Source organism: Pseudomonas sp. efr-133-TYG-5, assembly GCF_030209175.1.
In the GTDB taxonomy this organism is placed as follows: Bacteria; Pseudomonadota; Gammaproteobacteria; order Pseudomonadales; family Pseudomonadaceae; genus Aquipseudomonas.
In genome coordinates, this window is the sequence record NZ_JARVSM010000001.1 from 1,194,348 (window position 1) to 1,220,001 (window position 25,654).

At 62.7% G+C, this 25,654-nt stretch carries 19 protein-coding genes; 10 read left to right on the forward strand and 9 right to left on the reverse strand.

The genetic code is table 11. The annotated features are described in order from the left end of the window. Nucleotides 1–10: 10 nt before the first annotated feature. From QRN70_RS05405 to QRN70_RS05430, 6 genes are all read right to left on the reverse strand, one after another. Nucleotides 11–1,480 (reverse strand): efflux transporter outer membrane subunit, encoded by a 1,470-nt coding sequence (locus QRN70_RS05405; protein WP_285416167.1) that lies wholly within the window; start codon nucleotides 1,478–1,480, stop codon nucleotides 11–13. Continuing rightward, entirely contained in the window at nucleotides 1,470–1,952 is a 483-nt protein-coding gene (locus QRN70_RS05410) for a MarR family winged helix-turn-helix transcriptional regulator (protein WP_285416168.1), read from the reverse strand. The genes QRN70_RS05405 and QRN70_RS05410 overlap by 11 nt, the downstream gene beginning before the upstream one ends. Before the next feature lie 252 nt (nucleotides 1,953–2,204). After that, nucleotides 2,205–3,527: an HdeD family acid-resistance protein gene (locus tag QRN70_RS05415; protein WP_285416169.1), complete on the reverse strand. Its 1,323-nt coding sequence runs from the start codon at nucleotides 3,525–3,527 to the stop codon at nucleotides 2,205–2,207. A 118-nt stretch (nucleotides 3,528–3,645) separates the two neighbouring features. Next, the gene (locus tag QRN70_RS05420) at nucleotides 3,646–7,320 is read right to left on the reverse strand and encodes a translocation/assembly module TamB domain-containing protein (protein ID WP_285416170.1); all 3,675 of its coding nucleotides are present in this window, start codon (nucleotides 7,318–7,320) and stop codon (nucleotides 3,646–3,648) included. Beyond that, nucleotides 7,317–9,044, reverse strand: coding sequence for an autotransporter assembly complex protein TamA (locus QRN70_RS05425; RefSeq protein WP_285416172.1), 1,728 nt, complete (start codon nucleotides 9,042–9,044; stop codon nucleotides 7,317–7,319). Before QRN70_RS05425 ends, QRN70_RS05420 begins: the two co-directional genes overlap by 4 nt. Before the next feature lie 65 nt (nucleotides 9,045–9,109). Continuing rightward, nucleotides 9,110–9,760: a GNAT family N-acetyltransferase gene (locus QRN70_RS05430; protein ID WP_285416174.1), complete on the reverse strand. Its 651-nt coding sequence runs from the start codon at nucleotides 9,758–9,760 to the stop codon at nucleotides 9,110–9,112. Between the two features lie 228 nt (nucleotides 9,761–9,988). Between QRN70_RS05430 and xthA the strand changes: the two genes are divergently transcribed. Both xthA and QRN70_RS05440 read left to right on the forward strand, forming a co-directional pair. Beyond that, nucleotides 9,989–10,801, forward strand: coding sequence for an exodeoxyribonuclease III (gene xthA / locus QRN70_RS05435; protein WP_285416175.1), 813 nt, complete (start codon nucleotides 9,989–9,991; stop codon nucleotides 10,799–10,801). Nucleotides 10,802–10,954: 153 nt separating this feature from the next. Further along, complete coding sequence (locus QRN70_RS05440; RefSeq protein ID WP_285416177.1) at nucleotides 10,955–12,289, forward strand: substrate-binding domain-containing protein; 1,335 nt, start codon at nucleotides 10,955–10,957, stop codon at nucleotides 12,287–12,289. Nucleotides 12,290–12,380: 91 nt separating this feature from the next. Here the strand turns inward: QRN70_RS05440 and QRN70_RS05445 are convergent, their stop codons facing one another. After that, the gene (locus tag QRN70_RS05445; protein WP_285416178.1) at nucleotides 12,381–13,610 is read right to left on the reverse strand and encodes an acyl-CoA dehydrogenase; all 1,230 of its coding nucleotides are present in this window, start codon (nucleotides 13,608–13,610) and stop codon (nucleotides 12,381–12,383) included. A 166-nt stretch (nucleotides 13,611–13,776) separates the two neighbouring features. On the opposite strand from QRN70_RS05445, the gene QRN70_RS05450 reads away from it, so the two are divergent. The 3 genes from QRN70_RS05450 (at nucleotide 13,777) to QRN70_RS05460 (ending at nucleotide 16,206) form a co-directional block, all read left to right on the forward strand. After that, complete coding sequence (locus tag QRN70_RS05450; RefSeq protein WP_285416180.1) at nucleotides 13,777–14,712, forward strand: LysR family transcriptional regulator; 936 nt, start codon at nucleotides 13,777–13,779, stop codon at nucleotides 14,710–14,712. Between the two features lie 132 nt (nucleotides 14,713–14,844). Beyond that, nucleotides 14,845–15,246: a MerR family transcriptional regulator gene (locus QRN70_RS05455; protein WP_285416181.1), complete on the forward strand. Its 402-nt coding sequence runs from the start codon at nucleotides 14,845–14,847 to the stop codon at nucleotides 15,244–15,246. A gap of 60 nt (nucleotides 15,247–15,306) precedes the next feature. Next, a complete protein-coding gene (locus tag QRN70_RS05460) occupies nucleotides 15,307–16,206 on the forward strand; it encodes a hydroxymethylglutaryl-CoA lyase (protein ID WP_285416182.1) in 900 nt (299 codons plus the stop codon). 604 nt (nucleotides 16,207–16,810) lie between these two features. On the opposite strand, the gene QRN70_RS05465 is transcribed toward QRN70_RS05460, so the two are convergent. Next, nucleotides 16,811–18,508, reverse strand: a complete 1,698-nt coding sequence (locus tag QRN70_RS05465) for an AMP-binding protein (protein WP_285416183.1) — start codon at nucleotides 18,506–18,508, stop codon at nucleotides 16,811–16,813. 202 nt (nucleotides 18,509–18,710) lie between these two features. On the opposite strand from QRN70_RS05465, the gene QRN70_RS05470 reads away from it, so the two are divergent. The 4 genes from QRN70_RS05470 to QRN70_RS05485 all read left to right on the forward strand — a co-directional run bounded on the left by QRN70_RS05470 (nucleotide 18,711) and on the right by QRN70_RS05485 (nucleotide 24,375). After that, nucleotides 18,711–19,874: an isovaleryl-CoA dehydrogenase gene (locus QRN70_RS05470; protein WP_285416184.1), complete on the forward strand. Its 1,164-nt coding sequence runs from the start codon at nucleotides 18,711–18,713 to the stop codon at nucleotides 19,872–19,874. Nucleotides 19,875–19,886: 12 nt separating this feature from the next. After that, nucleotides 19,887–21,494 carry a carboxyl transferase domain-containing protein gene (locus QRN70_RS05475; protein ID WP_285416186.1) on the forward strand — a complete coding sequence of 536 codons (1,608 nt, stop codon included), beginning with the start codon at nucleotides 19,887–19,889 and terminating at the stop codon, nucleotides 21,492–21,494. A gap of 116 nt (nucleotides 21,495–21,610) precedes the next feature. Further along, complete coding sequence (locus QRN70_RS05480; RefSeq protein ID WP_285416188.1) at nucleotides 21,611–22,426, forward strand: gamma-carboxygeranoyl-CoA hydratase; 816 nt, start codon at nucleotides 21,611–21,613, stop codon at nucleotides 22,424–22,426. Beyond that, nucleotides 22,426–24,375: an acetyl/propionyl/methylcrotonyl-CoA carboxylase subunit alpha gene (locus QRN70_RS05485; protein ID WP_285416190.1), complete on the forward strand. Its 1,950-nt coding sequence runs from the start codon at nucleotides 22,426–22,428 to the stop codon at nucleotides 24,373–24,375. Before QRN70_RS05480 ends, QRN70_RS05485 begins: the two co-directional genes overlap by 1 nt. A 41-nt stretch (nucleotides 24,376–24,416) precedes the next feature. Here QRN70_RS05485 and QRN70_RS05490 read toward each other — a convergent pair whose 3' ends face one another. After that, nucleotides 24,417–25,073 carry a LexA family protein gene (locus tag QRN70_RS05490; RefSeq protein WP_285416192.1) on the reverse strand — a complete coding sequence of 219 codons (657 nt, stop codon included), beginning with the start codon at nucleotides 25,071–25,073 and terminating at the stop codon, nucleotides 24,417–24,419. A gap of 131 nt (nucleotides 25,074–25,204) precedes the next feature. On the opposite strand from QRN70_RS05490, the gene QRN70_RS05495 reads away from it, so the two are divergent. Next, nucleotides 25,205–25,543, forward strand: a complete 339-nt coding sequence (locus QRN70_RS05495; protein ID WP_285416194.1) for a DUF6124 family protein — start codon at nucleotides 25,205–25,207, stop codon at nucleotides 25,541–25,543. Nucleotides 25,544–25,654 lie beyond the last annotated feature (111 nt).

Below are 25,654 nucleotides of genomic sequence, written 5' to 3' on the forward strand. Positions count from 1 at the left end.
ATACCTTGAATTAGTTGTGCGCGGTGGCTGGAGTGGCGTTGGCTGCGGTCAGGGTTTCACCCTGGTAGCCGCCACCGAGCGCTTGCATCAGTTGAATCGACAGGTCGATCTGCTCGGCATTGAGGTTGGCCAGCTGACGCTGGGCCTGCAGCAATTGCTGCTCGATGCTGAGCACGTCCAGGTAGTTGCCGATACCGGAGCCGTAGCGCTGGACGACGGTGTTGTAGGAGTCCTGGGCGATCTCGGTCGCGTGCTGCTGGGCGCCGATCTGGCGGCCGATGTCACGCAACTGGTTGATGGTGTCGCTGACATCCCCAAGGGCTTTGACCAGGTTCTTGTTGTACTGCGCCACCGCCAGGTCGTAATCGGCGTCGCGCGAGTCGAGGTTGGCGCGCAGGCGTCCGCCATCGAAAATCGGCACCGAAAGGGTCGGGGCGATATTGAAGAAGCGACTGGCCGAACCGAACATCGCGTCACCCAGCAAGGATTCGGCACCGGCCGCTGCCGACAGGTTCAGGTTCGGATAGAACTGGGTCTTGGCTGCCGCAATGTTCTTGCTCGCTGCCTCGACGCGCCAGCGCGCGGCGACCAGATCCGGACGCCGCCCGAGCAGTTCTGCCGGCAGCACCGATGGCAGCGCCACGGCGCTGGCCTGCAGGACTTTCGGCCGGGCGATTTCGCTGCCGCGGTCCGGGCCTTTGCCCAGCAGCACGGCCAGGGCGATTTTCGCGCTGTTCAGGCGTTTTTCGGCGTCGATCAGGCTGGCTTCGGAGCTGGCTTCCAGGCTTTGCGTCTGCTGGAACTGATACTGACTGTCGATGCCGGCGCCCAGTCGGCGCTGACTCAGGTCGAGCATCTGCCGGGTGCGCTTGAGGTCTTCGCTGGCCAGGTCATAAATGATATGGGCCTGGCCGAGGTCGCTGTAGGCCCGGGCCACGTCAGCGGCGAGGGTCAGTTGCGCGGCCTGGCGGTCGACTTCCGCGGCGCGGGCTTCGCCAAGCGCGGCTTCCCAGGCGTCACGCTGACCGCCCCACAGGTCGAAGTTGTAATTGAAACCGGCGCTGACGTTACGCACGGTGGCGTAGGCATCGCCCTGCCCGCGCGGATCCTGATCCTTGGCCAGGCGCGAACGGCTGATGCCGGCGCTGGCGTCGAGGGTCGGATAGCGTTCGGCATCGGCGGCGTAGGCGGCGGCACTGGCCTGATGGGCGCGGGCTGCAGCGATCTGCATGTCCGGGTTGTCGTGCAGGGCTTCGCGGATCAGGCCGTCGAGCTGCGGATCGCCGAGGCTGGTCCACCAGTCGCTTTTTGGCCACGCGGCCGCTGACAGGGTCACGCCGTTGAGGGATTGCCCGGTCTTCAGGGTCTTGGCATCCAGGTTCTGGCCCTGGGTGTCGAGGCCGCTGTAGTTGGCGCAACCAGCGAGGATCATCGCCGAAAGCACCAGGGTCAGGCTGCTGCGCAAGGTTTTACCGCTCATTGTGTTCACCTAAGCGCTGGAGGGTGATCGGGTCACCGGCCGCCAGCAAAATTTTCTTGAGGATGTATTCCAGGGTTTTCAACTCGTCCGGGGTGACGGCGCCGGCCAGTTCATTCATCGCGTCGGCACCGATGTGCGGCAGGCGATCGGCCAGTTGCTGGCCTTGCTCGGTCAGTTTCAATTGCACCTGGCGTCGGTCGCCTGCGCTGCGCTGGCGAACCAGGAAGCCTTTCTGTTCCAGACGATCGAGCATGCGCGTCATCGAACCGCTGTCCAGCGACAGGTGCCGGCAGAGCTCGGCCGGGGTGTCGACGCCGAACTGGGCCATGATGATCAACACCTTGAACTGCGCGGCAGTGATGCCGTGGGGTTCCATGTGGGTGTCGATGATCCGGTCCTTGAGCAGCGCGGCGCGGCCAAGCAACAGGCCGAGATGGCAATGCTGGAATTCGTCGGGGGTGAAATGCTTCATTTGCTCACCTAATAACTGCCTAGGCAGTGAATGTATGTCGAGATGTTACTGCCTAGGCAGCGAATGTCAACGGAATAGTTAGGGAGCTTGGTAATTAGTTGACCAGTGGACTGGGTTTTGTAACAGACAGGCGGACGCTTTCGCTGGCAAGCCAGCTCCCACAGGTTTCTGCGGTGTACGTGAATTTTGAGTGCAGCACGGACACTATGGGAGCTGGCTTGCCAGCGATTGGGACAACTCGGTTTAAAGGTGTCAGGCGTCGTCGGAAGGCTGGGCAGCCGCCGGCGGCTGGAGGGGATGCACTTCGCGCCCGCGCAAGGCGGTGACTGCATAGCCACAGGCACGCCTGGTCACGGCATAAATGCTGTGCCAGCCCGGTGGCGCGGGCTCGATTGCAGCATGCAGCGCCCGTGCGTAATCGAGCACCAGCCCCGGCGTCCAGGCCATCACCTCGGCGCGCTTGCGCACCTGCGCGGCCACCCAGAACTCGGGGCTGAAAATGACTCGGGCGAAGTCGAGCATGCTCGAATGTCCACGATTCATCGCCCCTTCAAGGGCCGCTTCGAGGCTATGGGCGACGGCACTCGAGCAGTTGCGGCTGGTGAGGTTGTACGTGCTGTTCTGTCGATACTCAGCCCAGAACGCCTGCAACCGCCGGGCGTCGTAGTGGGCAAAACTGACCTGAACCGAAGACGGGCACCAGTCGGCCACCTCCCCCGCATAGTCAGGCAGGAACCTGCCGGCGACATCGTTGTTCGGCGTCGCCCGCAGCAAGCGCACGAAATCTCCCGCCGAACGATCGATGTCATCCTGCGGGTAATGGCTGATGTAAATGTCCGGGCCACATTCCAGCGCCGCATGGCCGGCGGAGATCACGCCGTTGATATCGACTGCCGCGATGTAGCGGTTGAGCAGCCGATTGCGCACTAGGGTGTCATCCACGGTGCCGCTGGGAGTCCAGACGTGAATCACCAAGGCGTCGCCGCTGGCCGGCGTATTGACCGCAACTGGGCTTGTCTGTGCTGGCTGGCGTTTGAAGCGCACGGCTTGTCGCAACAAGGCGCAACCCGAAAGAAACAGGCTCATGCCGATACAGAACGGCACCGTGCCCTTGTACAGCGTCGGATACGGTTCGAAGATGAACAGGCCAAAGCCGATTTCAAACAACCCGGTGAGCACGGACAGGCGCCAACCGACAAAGCGCACCACCCCGGCGGCCGCCAGTCGAAACACGCCATCGAGCAGAAACGCCCCGCCAAACAGCAGCGCCAGAATCAGGCTGGCGGCATGTTGCCTGTCGACGATCAGCAGGCCCAGCACCAGAAACGCCAGGCCTCGCGCCTTGCGCAGGACCGCGGCGGTGCCAGTGTGCGGTGCCGGCACCAGCAGAATGATCAGGGCTTCGAGCAACAGCAGATAGCCGAACACATGCAACGGGAAATACAGCACGCCATCCAGCGCATCGATGAAGATGGCCACGCCCGCCGCGCCCCAGACAACGCCCGTCAGCGCCAGCGCCGACCAACGTTGGCGGACAAAATCACTACCGAGCAGGACCATACTCAAGCGGACCATAGGCGTCCCTGTTCTCTTCGGGCAGCCGCAAACCGCGCAGCGCTCAGGCTGCGCTGAGTCTAATACATTCTGCACAGACCGGATCGCCGCGCGACGATCCGGTCAGGGGGACGCGCGCCTAGAAATCGCGCTTGTAGAAGATGTCCAGCGAACTGGCGACGCCGCTGGCCGCTTCGACATAGACCTTCTTGCTCAGTTTGTAACGCAAGGCAATGGTGTTGGCCGGCTCGAACACGCCGACGCCATAACGCAGGCTGAGTTTCTCGGAGATATTGCCGCTGGCGACCACACTGGTGGTGTTGCCGCTGCCCTGGGTGTCGAGCTGGAAATCCTGGATGCCGAGGTCCTTGGCCAGACTGCTGGTCACGCCGGAACTGCCCATCAGGCCCAGGCCCAACGCCGCTTGCGCGAGCATGTTGTTGTCCTCGCCATTGGTGCTCAACGGGCGTCCAAGCACCAGGTAGGACAACGCCTGCTCCTGGCTCATTGCCGGTTCGGAGAAGATCTGCGTGGTCGGCTGCTCGGCGCTGCCGCTCAGGCGGATACCGGCAATCACGTCGTCGGTCTGGCGGATCGCCTCGATATCGAGGTACGGCTGATCGAGCGGCCCGGCGAACAGCAGGCGCGCCCGGCGCACGCTCAGGCGCTGTCCGTAGGCGCGGTAGCGGCCGTCGTTGAGCCACAGCTCGCCACGGGTGTCGAGGTTGTCGCCAATGTGCACCTGACCCTGCACGTTGGCGGTCAGGCCGAATCCGCTGAAGGCGAGTCGGTCCTGGCCGACCACCACGTCGATGTCCATTTTCATCGCCAGCGGCGGTTTGCCCTCTTCGGTCTGCTGGCCGACGATGATCGTGTCATCGGAGACTTTCACCGTCGATGGCGGCAGTTCGCGCACGGTGATTTCGCCCTTGGGCACCAGCACCTTGCCGGCAATCGCCAGCTCGTCGCCGGCCATGGAGATCTTCAGGTCGGGCGCCACTTCGAGCTTCGCGTACGGCTCGACGCTGACCGGCAGCTGCGCGCCCTTGAGCGCCAGATCGACCACCAGCGCCTGGCCCCAGGCGATATTGCCGTTGAGGCTGCCCTGCCCGTTCGGGCCGCTTTTCCAGCCGCCGTCCAGGCGCACGCTTTCCCCGGCGATCACCGCTTGCAGTTGCAGCGCCTGCAGCTCCATCGGCAGTTCCGGCCCGGCGACTTCACCATTGCTCAACTGCACGGTGCCGTTGACCAGCGGCGCCAGCAGACCACCGGAAATCGTGCCGCTGCCGTTGAGACGCCCGGTGAGTTTTTCCACCATCGGCACAAACGGCCGCGCCACCGACAGATCCAGCCCGCTCAAACGGAACGAGCCACTCAGCGGTTTGTTTTTCGGCAGCGGATTGAGCTGGGCCTGCACGTTCAATTCGCCGAGCTTGCCGCCGACGAAGTTGAGGTCGGTGTCGACGCGCTTGGGCGTCAGCTTGCTGGTCAGTTTCAGCGTCTGGTAGGGGAAATCCAGCCACTGCTGCTTTTCCTTTATGCGCAGGGTGCCGCCGCTGGCATCGATGCTGACCGCGCCGTTCGGGCCGCTGGCCGGCAAGTCCAGTTGCAGGTCGGCGTTGAGCCGGCCCTGCCAGGCGAAATCCTTGGGCAACCATTGCGCCAGGCTTTCGATGGGGAACTGCTTGAGGTGATAGCGCAGCTTCGGCTCGGGCAGCAGCCGCTGGTCTTCGCCGCACAGACTGGCATTGCCGGACAGCCAGCAATGCGCGCCGAAGTTGATCTTGCCGTCGGCCAGACGCTCGAGTTTCGCCGGGCTCTGCAATTTCCAGTCCTGGCCGCCAGCCTGAATGTCGCCGCTGGCCAGACGGCCGCGCCAGTTGCCCTGGTCCAGAGTGCCGTCCAAGCCAAGGGCCAGTTTCAGCTTCGGCCCGAGCAGATCGAGGTTGAGTTGCTGGCGCTTGATGTCGCCCTGAGCGCTGGCGGTCAACACGCCCAGATTGGTGTCGCCGGCCTGAATGCCGCTGCCCTTGAGGTCGATCTTCGCCCGTTGCGCACTGTCGAGCGTCGCATCCAGGTTGAGGCTTTGCAGGCGGTTGTCCTGGAACGCCAGTTGCGAACCTTGCAGGCCGAGCTTGCCTTGCGGCGCTTTCAGCGTACCGGCGACGTTGACCTGACCCATGACCTGCCCGCGCAGTTGCGGCCAGAGCTGGGCCAGGCGCGCCAACTTGATGTCGATCTGGCCGGTAAGCTTCTGTTGCAGGCTGCCCTTGCCGCTGATGCTGTTGTCGCCGAGGCGGATTTGCAGCGCATTGAGGTTCCACTGCTCGCCGGCACCGTCAGCCTTGGCCTGGAGGATTGCCGGTTGCCCGCGCAGCTTGCCCTTGAGGTCGAGGTCGGCGCTGAGGCTCAGGCGCTCGTTCTTCATCTCGCCCCGGCTTTTCAACGGCCCGGCCAGGGTGCCCGGCAACTCCGCGACCCAGTACGCCGGGTTGAGCGCCGACAGCTCCAGCGCGGTGTCCCAGGCAATGCCATCGGCGAACCGCACGTTGACATGCCCTTCAGCCTGGCCCTGCCCGGCCTGCATCTGCAGCTGCGGCAAGGCGATCTGTTGCAGGTTGCCGCTGAACGGGCTGCTCAGGGTGAATGCCCCCGCCGGCCCATCCAGGGCGGCGGCAAAGTTACCCAGGTATTGACCATCGGTGTAGGAGACTTCGCCAGTGAAGGTACGCAAGGCGACTTGCGGCTCGTCGATTTCGTTATAGAGCCGATGCCACGGGAAATCCTGCCAGTTGATCGTGGCTTGGGCGGAGAGGCCTTTGCTCCAGTCGACGCTGCCGCTGAGTTTGAGGCTTTGCTTGTCGTTGGCACTGAGGTCGAGGCCGGCGATCTGCGCGCCGCTGGCATCGACCTTACCCTTGAGCAGCAGCGCCACCGGGCCTTTGTCGGCGGGCAGCGTGGCATGGCCGTCGAGCTGGTAGCCGTTCTTCAGATCGCCCTCGCCGGTCAACACCAGTTGATTGAATTGCAGGGTATCCGGCAGATCGGCGCTGGGTTTGAACGCGTCCGAGGTGATGCGTACCTTGGCTGGCAGGTTTTCCGCCAGCGGTTGCAATTCGCCGCGCAACTGGCCGTCCAGGTAGCCACGGCTGTCGGCGTGCAGGTTGAGGGTTTTCAGCAAGTCGCCGTCGATGTTCAGCGCCAGCGTCCACGGCTCGGGAGCGGGCGACGGCAAGGTCAGGTCACCGCTGATGTTCAGCGGCCAGTTGCCGGTCGGTTGCAGCAGGCCCGACAGATTCAGGCTCAACTCGTCGCGTTGCAGTTTCACGCTGTCGATCTGCATGCCTTTGGCCGTCCAGTGCGCCGCCAGTTGCAGGCCTTTCAACGCTTCACTGCCGTTGAACAACAGGCTGCCGACCTGCACGTCGCCCAGCTCGATGGCCACGGGCAATTGCAGATCAGGCAGCGCGATCGGAGCGCTTTCACGGGTTTCCTCGCTCGGCGGCAATTGCAGGCTGACTGTATCGGCCTTGAGCTGCTCGATGCACAGGGTCATGCGCGTCAGGCACAGCGGCGACCAGGCGAAGATCGCCCGATTCAGTTCGACGCGGCGGGTGTCCTGCTGCAACAACAGATGATCGGCGCTCCATTGCCCACCGAGGCGGCCCTGAAAGTTTTCGACGCTCAGGCCCGGAACCAGACCCAGCACCCAACGGCTGCCAGCCTGCGTGCCGAGCACCGCGGTGATGCTCAAAACCATCAGCAGCACCAGCGACAGCAGCGCCAGAGCCGAAATTTTCAAACCACGCTTCACAGCTCAGGCCCCATGGAAAAGTGCAGCCGGATGCCGCCATCGTCGTCCAGCGCGTGGGCCAGATCGAGCCGTAGCGGCCCCACCGGCGAAACCCAGCGCACACCGATGCCGACCCCGGTCTTGAGGCTCGGCAGTTCGAGCTTGTTGAAAGAGTTGCCCTGGTCGACAAACGTCGCGATTCGCCACTTCTCGGCAATCGAATATTGATACTCGACGCTGCCGGCGATCATGTAGCGGCCACCGATGCGGTCGCCTTCGGAGTTTTCCGGGGACAGGCTCTGGTAATCGTAACCACGCACGCTCTGGTCGCCACCGGCAAAGAAGCGCAGCGACGGCGGCACCGAGGCATAACCGTTGGTGGCACTGCCGCCGACCTGCACGCGACCGAGGAAGCGGTGCTTGTCGAACACCGTGGTCAGCCCTTTGACCAGCGCCGTGCCATACAGCAGGTTGTTGTCCGAGCCGAGGCCTTCCTTGGCGACCTTGCTTTCGAAGGTCAGGCGATAGCCGTGGTGCGGATCGATGCGGTTGTCGCTTTTCAGGTAGGAATAACTGATGCCGGGCATCAGCAAGGTACTCAGGCCGGAGTCGTCGCCGAGTTGGTATTCCTCGCGCTGCCACTTCAGCGAGATCACCCGCTGCCAGCCGCTGGGCAACTTGCTGTGCCATTCCGGGCCGAAGGTCAGCAGTTTGCTCAGGGTGTCGGAACCGTCGATGTCTTCGTACTGATAGCCGCCGGCCCAGCGCAGTTTGTCGGTCAGCGGCGGATCGAGCGGGATGTCATAGAACAGCCCGACGTTCTGCCGGGGCGCCGACAGTTCGGCCTCCCAGCCATAGCTGTCGCCCTGCGGATTGACCCAGTGGCGGGTCCAGTTGGCCTTGATCCGCGGGCCGACGTCGGTGGAATAGCCGAGGCCCAGGCCCATGGTGCGCGGCTTGCGCGTGTCGAGCTTGACCGCCACCGGAATCACCTCGTTCTTCGCCGCCGTCGGCGCGGCGTCGACCCGCACGCCTTCGAAATAACCGCTCGATTGCAGGGCCTGATTGAGTTCGGCGATCAGTTCCGAGTCATACGGCTCGCCAGCCTTGAACGGCACCATGCGTTGCAGCAGGTCTTCGTCGAACGGCGTGTCGCCCTCGAAACTGACTTTGCCCAGGGCATAGCGCGGACCGCTGTCGTAGATCAGTTCAATGTCGGCGACGCCGGCGCGCGGATCGACCAGCAGCTTCTGGCTGGTGAAATGACCACTGAAAAAACCGAAGCGCGAGGCCTGGTTCTGGATCAGGCGCTTGGCGTCTTCGTAGCGACCATGGTTGAGCGCCGCACCGGGCTTGAGCATGTCGCTCTTGGGCAGGCGAAAGGATTTCAGCGAGGCCGCCGGGCCGTCGACGCGCACCGTGACGTTGCGCAAGCGGATCGGCTCGCCGGGTTCGATCGTCAGCACCAGGCGCGGCTTTTCCCCGCCCTTCACTTCGCTGTCGATCTGCGGCTGGTAATAGCCCAGGGCCTGGGCGGCCTTGCGCGCCTGTTCCTCGGCGCCGCGACTGAAGCGCTGCAAGGCTTCTGCGTCACGATCGCCGAGGCTGCCGATATAGCCCTCTATATTGGCTTTGAGTTCATCGTTGGACGGTTTGATCCGCACATCCAATTCACTTTGCGCCAGCGCTGCGACGCTGGCGAACAGCATCAGCAAACCGCTGGTAAATCTTCCTGGAAACTTCATAGGCGCGGATGCTATCACGAGCTTGGGAGCGTGATAGAGCCTGGGGTGCCGGTAAAGTTCGACCTCTAAGCCGTTGCTGTTTGTAACACTTGCGGATTGGCGTGGAAAAACACGTGCTCGCGCACCGGCCCGACCGCCACCTCACCGATTTCTTCATAACCCTGGCGTTTGTAGAACTCCAGGTAACGCGGATTGCCGGTGTCGAGCACCACGCCTTGCGAACTTTCGTCCACCGCGCACCAGTTGTGCACGGCCTGCAGCAACTGTTCGCCGAAATGCTTGCCCTGGAATTGCGGGTGAATGCCCAGCAGCGGCAGCATGTGCACCGAATCCGTCGGCACGCAGGCTTCGACCGCAGCGTGATATTCGAGATAGCGTCGGGTGCAGCGAAAACCGGTGCTCAACACCATGCGCAGGCGCCAGGCCCAGCTCTCGGTGACGCCCAGGCGCCGTTGCGGCGGCGCGATCAGCGCGATGCCGATCAACCGGTCGTTGACCAGCAGGCCGATGGCCGGCAGATCCTGCAGGAAGTGCTGCTTGACCAGCTCGCGCACGGTCGCGCGTACGCGCTGCTCATAGCCCGGGCGCTCGGCCTCGAACAGGTAGGCGAAGGTCGGCTCGTGTCGGTAGGCCTGGTACAACAGAGAACGGGCTTCGCGGGAATAACCGCGGTCGAGCATATGAATGTCGGCAATGGCGGTCTGGGTTTCAGGCATGACGGTGATTCTCCCCGAGGCGCGGCTCACATGACCGCGCTCTTGTTGGTACGAACCTTTCAGCGTTGGCACAGTTCCCCACAGGTATAGACCAAGCCGCGATCTTCGACCGCACGACCCTCGCCACTGGCGGCGCATCTCTGACAGCTCACAACGAATCGACTCACCCCACACTGGCCCAGATCCTACATGTCAGCTAGCATCGCCCTTTTGCCAGGACTGCCGACCATGAAGATCGTTTCCTTCAACATCAACGGACTGCGCGCCCGTCCGCATCAGTTGGCGGCGCTGATCGACAAGCATCAGCCGGACGTCATCGGCCTGCAGGAAACCAAAGTCCACGACGACCAGTTCCCGCTCGAAGAAGTGCGGGCGCTGGGTTATCACGTGTATTTCCACGGGCAGAAAGGCCATTACGGTGTCGCCCTGCTTTCGCGACGCGAGCCGATTGCCATTCACAAAGGTTTCGCCACCGACGAAGAAGACGCCCAGCGCCGCTTCATCTGGGGCACCTTCGCCGACGCCAACGGCGTGCCGGTGACCATCATGAACGGCTATTTCCCGCAGGGCGAAAGCCGCGATCACCCGACCAAATTCCCCGCCAAGCAGCGTTTCTACAGCGATCTGCAAGCCCTGCTGGAAAGCCAGTTCCACAATGAACAACCGCTGGTGGTGATGGGCGACGTCAATATTTCCCCGGAAGACAGCGACATCGGCATCGGCCCGGACAACATGAAGCGCTGGCTGAAAACCGGCAAATGCAGCTTCCTGCCGGAAGAGCGCGAGTGGATGGCGCGCCTGAAAAACTGGGGCCTGACCGACAGCTATCGCCACCTCAACCCAGACGTGACCGACATGTTCAGCTGGTTCGACTACCGCAGCCGCGGTTTCGAGGACGAGCCCAAGCGCGGTCTGCGGATCGACGTGATTCTCGCCTCCCATGGCCTGTTGCCACGGGTCAAGGATGCCGGCGTGGACTATGAACTGCGCGGCATGGAAAAACCGTCCGACCATGCACCGATCTGGCTTGAATTGAGCTGATTGCCCTGCAGGATGAAAAAGCTCGCCGCCCGCGCCTGCAGACGCACGCACTGCAGGCATTGACGCAGGCGGCGGCCTGTTCGACTGTCATCTTTCGGTCATGCACCTGACTTAATCTCCCCGGCAATCCCCTTGGCCTGATTCGGTGCCGGCATGATCCTGCGTGTTCTGTGCGTTTTTCTCTCGAGTGCGTGGCTGACGGCAACCGCCGCGACCCTGCCCCTTCCTGAAAACGGCCCGGTCCTGCGCATTCAAGGCTCCAACACCATCGGCGCGGCACTCGGCCCGGCGCTGGTCGAAGGCCTGCTGCAGCAACAAGGCGTGCTGAAAATCCATCGCGAAAACCCCGACACTGCCAACGAACAACGGCTCGTCGGCCAGACCGCCCAGGGCAAGCGCGTCGTGGTGGAAATCGCCGCCCATGGTTCGAGCACCGGTTTCACCGCGCTGAAAGCCGCCAGCGCCGATCTCGCCGCCGCGTCACGTCCGATCAAGGACAGCGAACTGCAGAGCCTGCAAGCCCGCGGCGACCTGAAGAGCCCCGCGGCCGAGCAAGTCATCGCCATCGACGGCCTGGCGATCATCCTCCATCCGGACAATCCGTTACCGCAACTGGACACCGAGCAACTGGCGCGGATCTTCAGCGGCGAGGCTAAAACCTGGGAAGAACTCGGCGGCAGCGGTGGGACTATTCATCTGTATGCGCGGGATGACCAATCCGGCACTTACGACACGTTCAAGGAACTGGTCCTCAGCCGTCGTGGGAAATCCCTGAGCAGCGCGGCGAAACGTTTCGAATCCAGCGAGCAATTGTCCGACGCGGTGAGCGCCGACCCGCAGGCCATCGGCTTCATCGGCCTGCCCTACGTGCGCCAGGCCAGAGCCGTGGCGATTATCGACGGCCAATCCCAGGCCATGCTACCGCTCACCAGTCTGATCGCCACCGAGGACTACCCGCTGTCCCGACGGCTGTTCTTCTATCTGCCGCCCGACAGCCAAAACCCCTGGGCCAAAGCGCTGGTCGAGTTTGCGCAAAGCCGCCAGGGCCAGGCGATTGTCGCCGCCAACGGGTTTATCGCGCAGACCGTGCAGGCCATCGCGGTAACACCGAATCCGCTGATGCCCGAGGGCTATCAATCGCTCAGCCGGCATGCGCAACGTCTGACGGTGAACTTCCGTTTCGAGGAAGGCAGCGCCAGCCTCGACAACAAGGCCCGCCAGGACCTGGCGCGGGTATTGGACTATATGAAGCGCCACGACAAGATCGACCGCGCGGTCACCCTGGTGGGTTTCGGCGACGCCAAGGACGATCCGGCCCGGGCGGATTTACTGTCGAAGCTGCGGGCGATGGCGGTACGCCGGGAATTGGTCAAGAACGGCGTGGTATTGCGCGAGGTGCGCGGCTTTGGCGCGCTGATGCCAGTGGCGGCCAACAGCGGGGATGAAGGCCGGATCAAGAATCGGCGGGTCGAGGTTTGGGTTTACTGAATCGGGTGTCCTGATCGCTCCCACGGCGAGGCGTCAGGCGGGCGATCGATCCCACGCTCTGCGTGGGATCGATCCGGGGTGAGGTGCTGAATCAGCGCTCGCTGCGCAGCATTTCCTTCGGCACGTACTTGCCGATCTCGAACTTGCCGATCGCCGCGCGGTGCACTTCGTCCGGGCCATCGGCCAGGCGCAGGGTGCGTTGCATGGCATACATGTAGGCCAGCGGGAAATCGTTGGACACCCCGGCACCCCCATGCATCTGGATCGCCCGGTCGATCACGCGCAGCGCCACATTCGGCGCAACCACCTTGATCTGCGCGATTTCGCTCTTGGCCACTTTGTTGCCCACGGTGTCCATCATGTACGCCGCTTTCAGGGTCAGCAGGCGCGCCATGTCGATTTCCATCCGCGAGTCGGCAATCTTGTCGACGTTACCGCCCAGGCGCGCCAATGGCTTGCCGAATGCGGTGCGGCTGACAGAACGCTTGCACATCAATTCCAGGGCGCGCTCGGCCATGCCGATCGAGCGCATGCAGTGGTGAATCCGCCCTGGGCCCAGGCGCCCCTGAGCAATTTCGAAGCCGCGTCCTTCACCGAGCAGGACGTTTTCGTACGGCACCCGCACGTTGTCGAACAGCACCTCGGCGTGACCGTGCGGCGCATCATCGTAGCCGAACACGGGCAGCGGACGGAGGATTTTCACCCCGGGGGTGTCGACCGGCACGAGGATCATCGAGTGCTGGGCGTGGCGTGGCGCGTCGGGGTTGCTCAGGCCCATGAAGATCAGGATCTTGCAGCGCGGGTCGCAGGCGCCGGAGGTCCACCATTTCTTGCCGTTGATGACCCACTCGTCACCGTCGCGCACGGCGCGGGCGGCCATGTTGGTCGCGTCGGACGAGGCGACGTCCGGCTCGGTCATGGCGAACGCTGAGCGGATCTCGCCACGCAGCAGCGGTTCGAGCCAGCGCTGTTTCTGTTCTTCGTTGGCGTAGCGCACCAGTACTTCCATGTTGCCGGTGTCCGGCGCCGAGCAGTTGAACGGCTCCGGCCCCAGCAGCGAACGGCCCATGATTTCCGCCAGCGGTGCGTATTCGAGGTTGGTCAGGCCGGCACCGAGTTCCGATTCCGGCAGGAACAGGTTCCACAACCCTTCGGCCTTGGCCTTGCTTTTCAGCTCTTCCATGATCGCCGTTGGCTGCCAGCGATCGCCTTCGGCGACCTGGCGCTCGAACACGGCTTCGGCCGGGTAGACGTAAGTGTCCATGAACGCGGTCACGCGCTCACGCAGTTCCTGAACCTTGGGCGAATAAGCGAAATCCATGAGCAATTACCTTCTGTGGCAGAGGTTGTTTAAGTCATGCAATCGATGCTAGAACAGCGTTGATAATTTACCTAGCCTATTCTCGGCGTGTATTAACATTCATCACCGATATATGATTGGTTGATTTTCCGGGTCAGCCCCGTCCCTATAAGAAGAGAGCCGCGTAATGAATCTGAGCAAGGTCGACCTCAACCTTTTCATCGTCTTCGACGCGATCTACACCGAAGCCAACCTGACCCGCGCCGGGCAGATCGTCGGCATCACGCAGCCCGCGGTATCCAATGCCCTGGCGCGGTTGCGCGAAACCTTCAACGACCCGCTGTTCGTGCGTACCGCCCAGGGTATGGTCCCCACGCCGATGGCGCAGAACATCATCGGCCCGGTGCGCAACGCCCTGTCGTTGCTGCGCGTGTCGGTGCAGGAAAGCCGGATTTTCAACCCGTCGCAGGCGGTCAAGACCTACCGCATCAGCATGACCGACCTCACCGAAGCAGTGATCCTGCCGCCGCTGTTCCAGCGCCTGCGCCGCCTGGCGCCGACGGTAATCATCGAAAGCTTCCTGTCCAAACGCCGGGAAACCACCAAGGAACTGGCCGCCGGCCGCCTCGACTTCGCCGTCGACGCACCGCTCAATACCGACCCACAGGTGCGCCACGTCAAACTCATGGAAGACCGCTACGTCTGCGCGATGCGCAAGGGCCATCCACTGGCGGGCAAGGAAAAATTCACCCTCGACGATTACCTGTCGCTGACCCACATCCATATTTCCAGTCGCCGCAGCGGCCTGGGCCATGTCGACCTGGCACTGGGCAAAATGGGCATTCAGCGCAAGATCGCCCTGCGCTCGCAGCATTACCTGATGGCCTCGCAGGTGTTGCAGCAGACTGACATGGTCATGACCGTGCCCGAGCGCTTCGCCCGCCGCCATGAGCTGCATGCGTTCAACCTGCCGGTCAATGATGTGCCACCGGTCGAGACGCACCTGTACTGGCACGAAAGCACCGACCAGGACCCGGCCAACCGCTGGATGCGCGAGCAGATGATCGAGTTGTGCCAGCAGGTCACGGCGCACGAGAAGAAGCTCGACAAGCAGCAGGCGTAACCAGGCGCAACGATCGCAGCCGCGCGACCGATCAACCGGCGCGAGCTGCCGCGGGCTGCGATCCGTTTCACCCTTGACGTAAACGTCAACCTGCCATTAGCTTAGCGCCAAGACCCTTTCTCGAGCGCTTCCATGAGCAGCCAGACCTACAGCATTTCCGACCTCGCCCGCGAGCTGGACATCACCACCCGGGCCATTCGCTTTTATGAAGAGCAAGGCCTGCTCAGCCCTGAGCGTCGCGGCCAGGAACGCATTTATTCGCCCCGCGACAAGGTCAGCCTGAAGCTGATCCTGCGCGGCAAGCGCATCGGTTTCTCGCTGGCCGAATGCCGCGAGCTGATCGAACTCTACGATCCGTCCAGCGGTAACACCAAACAGCTCAACAGCATGCTGGCGAAGATCAGCGAGCGCCGCGCACAGTTGGAACAGCAACTGCTCGACATCGAACAGATGAAGCTCGAACTCGACACCGCCGAAGAGCGCTGTGTGCAGGCGCTGGAGCAGACGCTCAAGAGCCAGCAGCCAGCGCAGTAATTGAACGCAACATCTCCCCTTCAAGGGTTCTCCTCGAATTCAGCAGAGCAGGTCAATCCCATGTCCCTCCCCTCCCAAGTACGCCTGATCGAAGTCGGCCCGCGCGATGGCCTGCAAAACGAAGCCCAGCCGATCAGCGTGGCTGACAAGGTGCAATTGGTCGACGCCTTGAGCGCCGCCGGCCTTGGCTATATCGAAGTCGGCAGTTTCGTTTCCCCGAAATGGGTGCCGCAGATGGCCGGCTCCGCTGAAGTGTTCGCGCAGATCCGGCGCCAGCCCGGCGTGACCTATGGCGCGCTGGCGCCGAACCTGCGCGGTTTTGAAGATGCATTGGCTGCCGGCGTAAAGGAAGTCGCGGTGTTCGCCGCCGCCTCTGAAGCATTCTCGCAGCGCAATATCAATTGCTCGATCAGCGAAAGCCTGGCGCGGTTTGCGCCGATCATGGAGGCAGCGAAACAGCACGGCGTTACCGTGCGCGGTTACGTCTCCTGTGTGCTGGGCTGCCCTTATGAAGGCGAAGTCGCCCCCGAGCAAGTGGCGATGGTGGCCCGCGAGTTGTATGCGATGGGCTGCTATGAAGTTTCGCTGGGTGACACCATCGGCACCGGCACCGCAGGCGCGACCCGGCGGTTGTTCGACGTGGTGTCGGCGCAAGTGCCACGGGAAAAGCTTGCCGGGCACTTCCACGACACCTACGGCCAGGCCATGGCCAACATCTATGCCAGCCTGCTGGAAGGCATCGCGGTGTTCGACAGCTCGATCGCCGGCCTCGGCGGCTGCCCGTACGCCAAGGGCGCCAGCGGTAACGTCGCTACCGAAGACGTGGTGTACCTGCTCAATGGCCTCGGGATCGAGACCGGTATCGACCTCGACGCCTTGATTGCCGCCGGCCAGCAGATCAGTGCGGTACTGGGTCGCCCGACCGGTTCGCGCGTGGCCAAGGCTCGCAGCGCACAGTGAGGGGGGACGGTGTTACCGCCGAGCGCGAAACGTGGGCACAAGCGAGTAACACGGAAACAAATTGTCTGGTTTTGCCTGAAGGAAAAATCCTTCAAAAATCTCAAGCCCTTGATTTACAAGGGTTTCAAAAAGTTGGCACGGCTTCTGCTATCTCTATGGCATAACAAGAATAAAAAGCAGCAAACCAATAAAAATAAGACGTACCGACTCTGACATAACAAAAACAACACGGCAGAGACGCAGCTAACAGATTTTTTTGGAGAAGGTGTGTTTTTCAGGGTGCTCCCAGGAGTGACCCGCAACCGGGCAGAGAACAATAAAACTACCTTCAGGTAGCTCCCGAATCGGTTGGATCGCTTGGCGAGAAAGCAGATCAGCGCTCAAAAAAATACGTTTGCTCTTGATCCCGGATGGGGATCGCCAAAAACAGCGGTAAAGGGCCACGGTTGCCAAAAACAACAACAGACCGCCCCTCAATAATAAAAAGAGCACGCGACGACAAAATTAAAGGGGAGCTTCGGCTCCCCTTTGTGCTTCCTGCGATTCCCGAATTCCCGAACACTCCTGTGGGAGTTGGCTTGCCAGCTCCCACAAGGGGTGATGGTTAGCGTTCGATTGTTTTTAACTCTTCGATGCTTATTTCACGCATGCGAAATTTCTGGATCTTGCCCGTCACCGTCATCGGAAACTCCTCGACGAATTTGAAATGCCGCGGCGTCTTGAAGTGGGCGATGCGCTCCTTGCACCACGCCTGCAGCGCCTGCTCGGTCGCACTGTGCCCGGGATGGAACTTGATCCAGGCAACGATTTCCTCGCCGTAACGTGAGCACGGAATGCCGATCACCTGGACGTCCGCCACTGCCGGGTGGGTAAAAAAGAACTCTTCCAGCTCGCGCGGATAAATGTTCTCGCCGCCACGGATGATCATGTCCTTGTTGCGCCCGGCGATGTTCACGTAACCCTCCTCGTTCATGCTCGCCAGATCGCCGGTATGCATCCAGCCCGCCTCGTCGATGGCCTCGGCGGTCGCCTGCGGGTTGTTCCAGTAACCGAGCATCACGCTGTAGCCACGGGTGCAGAGCTCGCCGATGGTGCCGCGCGGCACCAGGTTGCCGGCCTCGTCGATGATCTTGCTTTCCAGTTGCGGCTGCGTGCGGCCGACCGTGGTGACGCGCAGTTCGAGCTCGTCCGCCGGGCCGGTCTGCAGCGACACCGGGCTGGTTTCGGTCATGCCATAGGCGATCTGCACTTCGCTCATGTGCATCTCGCTGATGACCCGGCGCATCACTTCAATCGGGCAGGTGGCACCGGCCATGATTCCGGTGCGCAGGGTCGACAGGTCGAACGCAGCCCGTTGCGGCTGATCGAGCATGGCAATGAACATGGTCGGCACGCCGTACAGACCGGTGGCTTTTTCTTCGGCGACGGTTTGCAGGGTCAGCAACGGATCGAACGCATCGTTGGGGTAAATCATCGTGCTGCCGTGGGTGATGCAGCCGAGGTTGCCCATGACCATGCCGAAGCAGTGGTACAGCGGCACCGGGATCACCAGGCGATCGGTCGGGGTCAGGCCGATGCTTTCGCCGACCATGTAACCGTTATTGAGGATGTTGTAGTGACTCAGGGTCGCGCCCTTGGGGAAACCGGTGGTGCCGGAGGTGTACTGGATGTTCACCGCTTGATCGAAGTGCAGGCTGGCGCTACATTCGCTGAGTTGTTGCGGGGTGACGCTGGCGGCCATGTCCGACAATTGTGACCACGGCAGGAAACCCGAGGGTGGCTGCGCGTCGAGGCTGATCACCCCGCGCAACTCCGGCAGACGCTCACTGCGCACTTGGCCAATGCAGTGTTCGGCCAGTTCCGGCACCAGGCCTTGCAGCATGGCGTGGTAGTTGGAGGACTTGAACGCCCCGGCGCAGACCAGCCATTGGCAGCCGGATTGCCTGAGCACGTATTCCAGTTCGGAGCTGCGGTAGGCCGGGTTGACGTTGACCAGGATCACGCCGATTTTCGCCGTGGCGAACTGAGTAATGCACCACTGCGCGCAGTTCGGTGCCCAGATGCCCAAGCGGTCGCCGGCCTGCAGACCCAGGGCGAGCAGCGCTCTGGCGTGCAGATCCACCGCGGCGGCCAGTTGCCGCCAGGAATAGCGCAGCTGCTGATGGCGCACGACGAGCGCTTCTGCGTCGGGGTATTGCGCCACCGTCTGGTCGAACTTCTGCCCGATGGTCATCGCCAGCAAGGCTTTGTCCTGGGAACCGCGGGTGTAGCTGCGCGCCGGGTTTGCACTGGGTTGATCCATGACGACCCCTATTGTCTTTATTAGTGGGTGTTGGAACGGAGCCTCGAACAGCTCCGACCATTCAGAACTGACCCTACTCTCGCTTAAGTTGACGTTAACGTAAAGGGTGATTGACAGCCATCCGTCACAGGCTTACGTTAACGTAAAGGTGAGAGCTGTCCAACCGCCCTCCCCACCCGACAAAAAAGCCAAAAGGTGACCCATGAGCTACCCATCCCTGAACTTCGCCCTCGGTGAAACCATCGACATGCTGCGCGATCAGGTCCAGTCCTTCGTCGCCGATCAGATCGCCCCGCGCGCCGCACAGATCGACCACGACAACCTGTTCCCCGCCGACATGTGGCGCAAATTCGGCGACATGGGCCTGCTTGGCATCACAGTGTCGGAAGAGTACGGTGGCGCCGGCCTGGGGTACCTGGCGCACGTGGTGGCGATGGAAGAAATCAGCCGCGGTTCGGCCTCGGTGGCGTTGTCCTACGGCGCCCACTCCAACCTCTGCGTCAACCAGATCAACCGCAATGGCAACCACGAACAGAAAAGCAAATACCTGCCGAAACTGATCAGCGGCGAACACGTCGGCGCCCTCGCCATGAGCGAGCCGAATGCCGGTTCCGACGTGGTGTCGATGAAACTGCGCGCCGACAAGCGCGGCGACCGCTTCGTGCTCAACGGCAGCAAGACCTGGATCACCAACGGCCCTGACGCCAACACCTACGTGATCTACGCCAAGACCGACCTGGAAAAAGGCCCGCACGGCATCACCGCGTTCATCGTCGAGCGCGACTGGAAAGGCTTCAGCCGCAGCAACAAGTTCGACAAGCTCGGCATGCGCGGCTCCAACACCTGCGAGCTGTTCTTCGATGACGTCGAAGTGCCGGAAGAGAACATCCTTGGCGCACTCAACGGCGGGGTGAAAGTGTTGATGAGCGGCCTCGATTACGAGCGCGTGGTGCTCTCCGGCGGCCCGACCGGGATCATGCAGTCGTGCATGGACCTGATCGTGCCGTACATCCACGATCGCAAGCAGTTCGGCCAGAGCATCGGCGAATTCCAGCTGATCCAGGGCAAGGTCGCCGACATGTACACCCAGCTCAACGCCAGCCGCGCCTACCTCTACGCCGTGGCGCAGGCCTGCGAACGCAACGAGACCACGCGCAAGGACGCCGCCGGGGTGATCCTCTACACCGCCGAACGCGCCACGCAAATGGCCCTGGATGCGATCCAGATTCTCGGCGGCAACGGTTACATCAACGAATTCCCGGCCGGGCGCCTGCTGCGCGACGCCAAGCTGTACGAAATCGGCGCCGGCACCAGTGAGATCCGACGCATGCTGATCGGGCGCGAACTGTTCAACGAAACCCGCTAAACGGAGCTGCACATGGCTACCCTGCATACCCAGCTCAATCTCCGTTCAGCGGAGTTCGCCGCCAACCGGGCGGCGATGCTCGAACAGGTCGACGCCTTGCACACCCTGCTCGCCCAGGTGGCCCAGGGCGGGGGCGCGAAAGCCCAGGAACGGCACACCTCGCGCGGCAAATTGCTGCCGCGTGAGCGGATCAACCGCCTGCTCGATCCGGGCTCACCGTTTCTGGAAATCAGCCAGCTCGCCGCGCACGCGGTGTACGGCGAAGACGTCCCGGCCGCAGGCGTGATCGCCGGCATCGGCCGGGTCGAAGGTGTCGAGTGCATGATCGTCGCCAACGACGCGACGGTGAAAGGCGGCTCGTACTACCCGCTGACCGTGAAGAAACACCTGCGCGCGCAGACCATCGCCCAGCAGAATCGCCTGCCGTGCATCTATCTGGTGGATTCCGGTGGCGCCAACCTGCCGCGTCAGGACGAGGTGTTCCCGGACCGCGAGCACTTCGGGCGGATCTTCTTCAACCAGGCCAACATGAGCGCCATGGGCATTCCGCAGATTGCCGTGGTCATGGGCTCCTGCACCGCCGGTGGCGCCTATGTGCCGGCGATGGCGGACGAAGCGATCATGGTGCGCAACCAGGCAACGATTTTCCTCGCCGGCCCGCCACTGGTGAAAGCCGCCACCGGTGAAGTGGTCAGCGCCGAAGACCTCGGCGGTGCCGATGTGCACTGCAAGGTGTCCGGGGTGGCCGACCATTACGCCGAAAGTGACGAACACGCCCTCGCCCTCGCCCGCCGCAGCATCGCCAACCTCAACTGGCGCAAGCTCGGCGAGGTGCAGCAACGCGCGCCGATCGCGCCGCTGTACAGCAGCGACGAGTTGTACGGCGTGGTCTCGGCCGATGCCAAGCAGCCGTTCGATGTGCGTGAAGTGATCGCGCGGCTGGTGGACGGGTCGGTGTTCGACGAATTCAAGGCGCTGTTCGGTACCACGCTGGTGTGCGGTTTCGCCCATCTGCACGGCTACCCGATCGCGATCCTCGCCAATAACGGCATCCTCTTCGCCGAGGCCGCGCAGAAAGGCGCGCATTTCATCGAGCTGGCCTGCCAGCGCGGCATTCCACTGCTGTTCCTGCAGAACATCACCGGTTTCATGGTCGGCCAGAAATACGAGGCCGGCGGCATCGCCAAGCACGGCGCCAAACTGGTCACCGCCGTGGCTTGCGCCAAGGTGCCGAAATTCACCGTGATCATCGGCGGCAGTTTCGGCGCCGGCAACTACGGCATGTGCGGCCGTGCCTACGACCCGCGTTTCCTGTGGATGTGGCCGAACGCGCGGATCGGCGTGATGGGCGCCGAGCAGGCGGCCGGCGTGCTGGTGCAGGTCAAGCGCGAGCAGGCCGAACGCAGCGGGCAAGCCTTCAGTGCCGCGCAGGAAGCCGACATCAAGCAACCGATCCTCGACCAGTATGAAGAACAGGGTCACCCCTACTACTCCAGTGCACGCCTGTGGGACGACGGTGTCATCGACCCGGCGCAGACCCGCGATGTACTTGCCCTGGCCTTGTCCGCGTCGTTGAACGCGCCTATCGAACCGAGCCGCTTCGGCGTGTTCCGGATGTGATGCTTTTTTGTGGCAGCGAGCCTGCTCGCGAAGGCTTCAGCGCGGTGTATCGGCACGCCCGCGTAGCGTTCTTCGCCAGCCGGCCCGCTGCCACGGAACCGTGGAGACGGATGAATATGAGCGACTTCAACACCCTTGAACTGCACAACGACCCACGGGGTTTCGCCACCCTGTGGCTCAACCGCGCAGAAAAGAACAACGCGTTCAACGCCGAGATGATCCGCGAGCTGATCCTCGCGCTGGACAAAGTGGCCAGCGACGCCAGCCTGCGCTTCCTGCTGCTGCGCGGCCGTGGCAAGCACTTCAGCGCCGGTGCGGATCTGGCGTGGATGCAGCAATCGGCGGAACTCGACTACCACACCAACCTCGACGATGCCCGCGAACTGGCCGAGCTGATGTACAACCTCGCCAAACTGAAGATTCCGACCGTGGCCGTGGTGCAAGGCGCGGCGTTCGGCGGTGCGCTGGGCCTGATCAGTTGCTGCGACATGGCCATCGGTGCCGATGACGCACAGTTCTGCCTGTCGGAAGTGCGCATCGGCCTGGCGCCGGCGGTGATCAGTCCATTCGTGGTGCAAGCCATCGGCGAGCGCGCGGCGCGGCGTTACGCCCTGACTGCCGAGCGCTTCGACGGCCAACGGGCGCGGGAAATCGGCTTGCTCTGCGAGAGTTTCCCGGCCGCCGAGCTGGAGCAAAAGGTCGAACAGTGGATCGACAATCTGCTGCTCAACAGCCCTGCCGCCCTGCGCGCCAGCAAGGATCTGCTGCGCGAAGTCGGCAACGGCGCACTGACCCCGGCCCTGCGCCGCTACACCGAGAATGCCATCGCCCGCATCCGGGTCAGCCCCGAAGGCCAGGAAGGCTTGCGCGCGTTTCTGCAAAAGCGCGCGCCGAGCTGGCAAGCCGCAACCACCACCAAGGAGCCGCGTTGATGAGCGCCCCCGTACTCACCACTCTGCTGGTGGCCAACCGCGGCGAAATCGCTTGCCGGGTGATGCGCACCGCCAAGGCCCTGGGCCTGACCACCGTTGCCGTGCACAGCGCCACCGACCGCGAGGCGCGCCACAGCCGCGAAGCGGATATCCGCGTCGACCTCGGAGGCAGCAAGGCCGCCGACAGCTATCTGCAGATCGACAAACTGATCGCCGCGGCCAAGGCCAGCGGTGCCCAGGCGATCCATCCGGGTTATGGCTTCCTTTCGGAAAACGCCGGGTTCGCCCGCGCCATCGAAGCGGCCGGGCTGATCTTCCTCGGCCCGCCTGCCGCGGCCATCGATGCCATGGGCAGCAAATCCGCCGCCAAAGCGCTGATGGAAACCGCCGGTGTGCCGCTGGTGCCGGGCTATCACGGCGAAGCGCAGGACCTCGACACGTTCCGCGATGCCTGCGAACGCATTGGCTATCCGGTGCTGCTCAAGGCAACCGCCGGGGGCGGCGGCAAGGGCATGAAAGTGGTCGAGGACGTCAGCCAGCTGGCCGAAGCCCTGGCCTCGGCGCAGCGGGAAGCGCAGTCGTCGTTCGGTGACTCGCGCATGCTCGTGGAGAAGTACCTGCTCAAGCCGCGCCACGTGGAAATCCAGGTGTTCGCCGATCAGCATGGCAACTGCCTGTACCTCAACGAGCGCGACTGCTCGATCCAGCGTCGCCACCAGAAAGTCGTCGAGGAAGCCCCGGCACCCGGCCTGAGCCCCGAGTTGCGCCGGGCGATGGGCGAAGCGGCCGTGCGCTCGGCGCAGGCCATCGGTTACGTCGGCGCCGGCACCGTGGAATTCCTGCTGGACGCGCGCGGCGAATTCTTCTTCATGGAAATGAACACCCGCTTGCAGGTCGAGCACCCGGTCACCGAAGCCATCACCGGGCTGGATCTGGTGGCCTGGCAAATCCGCGTGGCGCGCGGCGAAACGCTGCCGATCACCCAGGCACAAGTGCCGCTGCACGGCCATGCAATTGAAGTGCGTTTGTATGCGGAGGATCCGGCGAATGATTTCCTGCCGGCCACCGGGCGCCTCGAGTTGTATCGCGAATCGAATGAGGGGCCGGGGCGCCGGGTGGACAGCGGCGTCGAGCAAGGCGATCAGGTGTCGCCGTTCTATGACCCGATGCTCGGCAAATTGATCGCCTGGGGCGCGGATCGCGAACAGGCGCGCTTGCGCCTGTTGAGCATGCTCGATGAGTTCGCCATTGGCGGGCTGAAAACCAACATCAACTTCCTGCGGCGGATCATCGCGCATCCGGCGTTCGCAGCGGCAGAGCTGGATACCGGGTTCATTCCGCGTTATCAGGAGCAGTTGCTGCCGGCGCCCGCCACACTCGGCGACGCGTTCTGGCACGCCGCCGCGCAGGCGTTCGCGCAAAGTCTGCCCGATGTCGTGCGGGGTGATGATGCGGCTTCGCCGTGGGCGCTGAGCAATGGTTTGCGCGCCGGTCTGCCGCGGGAAATTTCCTTGCACCTGAGCTGTGAAGATCAGGACCGGGCGATGACCCTGGATGCAGGCGGCAACGCGACGCTGGTGGGCGATCAATTGCTGATCGAGCAGGATGGCGTACGGCGTCGGCTGCGGGCGATTCGTCAGGGTGAGGCAGTGTATCTGCAATGGGATGGCGAACTGCGTCGCGTCGAACGCTTCGACCCGATCAGCGCTGTCGAAGCCAGCCACAGCCATCAGGGCGGCCTGACCGCACCGATGAACGGCAGCATCGTGCGCGTGCTGGTCGAAGCCGGGCAAGCGGTGGAAGCCGGCGCGCAACTGGTGGTGCTGGAAGCGATGAAGATGGAGCACAGCGTCCGCGCGCCTCGTGCCGGCGTGATCAAGGCGCTGCATTGCCAGGAAGGCGAAATGGTCAGTGAAGGCAGTACCTTGGTCGAGCTGGAAGAGGCCTGAAGAAAAGGATCGATCCTACAACGAAGTAGGATCGATCCGACTCAGTACCTGGCTGTTGCCTGCACCACGACGCCGATGATCCGGCACTCGTCAGTGAACAGCGCTTTCGGCCAGGTCGGATTGAGCGGCATCAGGTAACGCTGGCCGCCCTCTTCGATCAGCTGACGGAAAATCGCTTCGTCACTGTCCTGCCACTGGGCGATCACCAGTTTGCCGGGCACCGCTTCCACTGCCGGGTCCACCAGGATCAACATGCCTTCAGCGATGCTCGGGCCGCTCGGCGCCGTCATCGCATTACCCGCCACGATCAGCCAGAACGCCGGACCACGGGCGTGATAGTCCGTCAGTTCGAAGCGGCGCTTGTCCTGGGTGGTCGCATACGCCGTTGCGCTTTCGCGCACCTCGGACGACACGCGCCAGTCGCTTACCGGATAGCGGAAGTACGGGTTGTACTTCTGCGCCAGGGGCATTTCGTCGTCGGCGTCGGCCTGCGGCTCGCGGATGACCAGCGCCACTTCGAGAAAATCCATGCCCAGGGCTTTCAGCACCTTGTTCATTTCCGTGACACCCGGCTCGCGACGCTTGTTCAGCCAGTGGCCGATACCGCCCTGGGACATGCCGACGCGTTCGCCGAGTTCGACTTGAGTGATTTTGAGTTCACTCATTTTGGCCTTGACCAATTCAATCCATTTATCCATGTGCGGCACCATACGTGCCCCGCCTTCGGCCAGCAAAACACATATTGTAGTATTTAAATTCTGGTCACAAATACGCTGGGTATTATGCTGAAGACACGGATTTTCCATCGACCAAGGAGTGCTACTTCATCATGAACAACACCTGCAATGACCTGCCCGAACCGGACCTCGACACCCGTTTGAACACGCCGCAAGGCAACGCGGCGGCCCAGCGCGCACTGGATTACTACTTGAAACCGGCTGTTTCAGAACCGAGCAACGAAGATCGCTTCTTCGGCGTCAACCGCAACCTGAGCAATGAAGAATCCCTGGTGCATGCGTCCGACCTGTTGCGTTGCGCGGCCGCGACGGCGTTCAAGGCCGCGGACAATCTGCAGGGGGTCAATCGCGACCTGGCCTTTTCGGCGGTACACATGGTGGATATGGCACGGGCGATGGTCGATCACGCATTGGATCGCGGTGAACGCTGAGCACGCGTTCGAACGGACAGGAAAGAATTTTCCAATCGCGCAGATAAAAACGTTTGACTTGCAAATGATAATGATTATTATTGCAAGCAGCTGGTCGCGAGATCAGTCGAT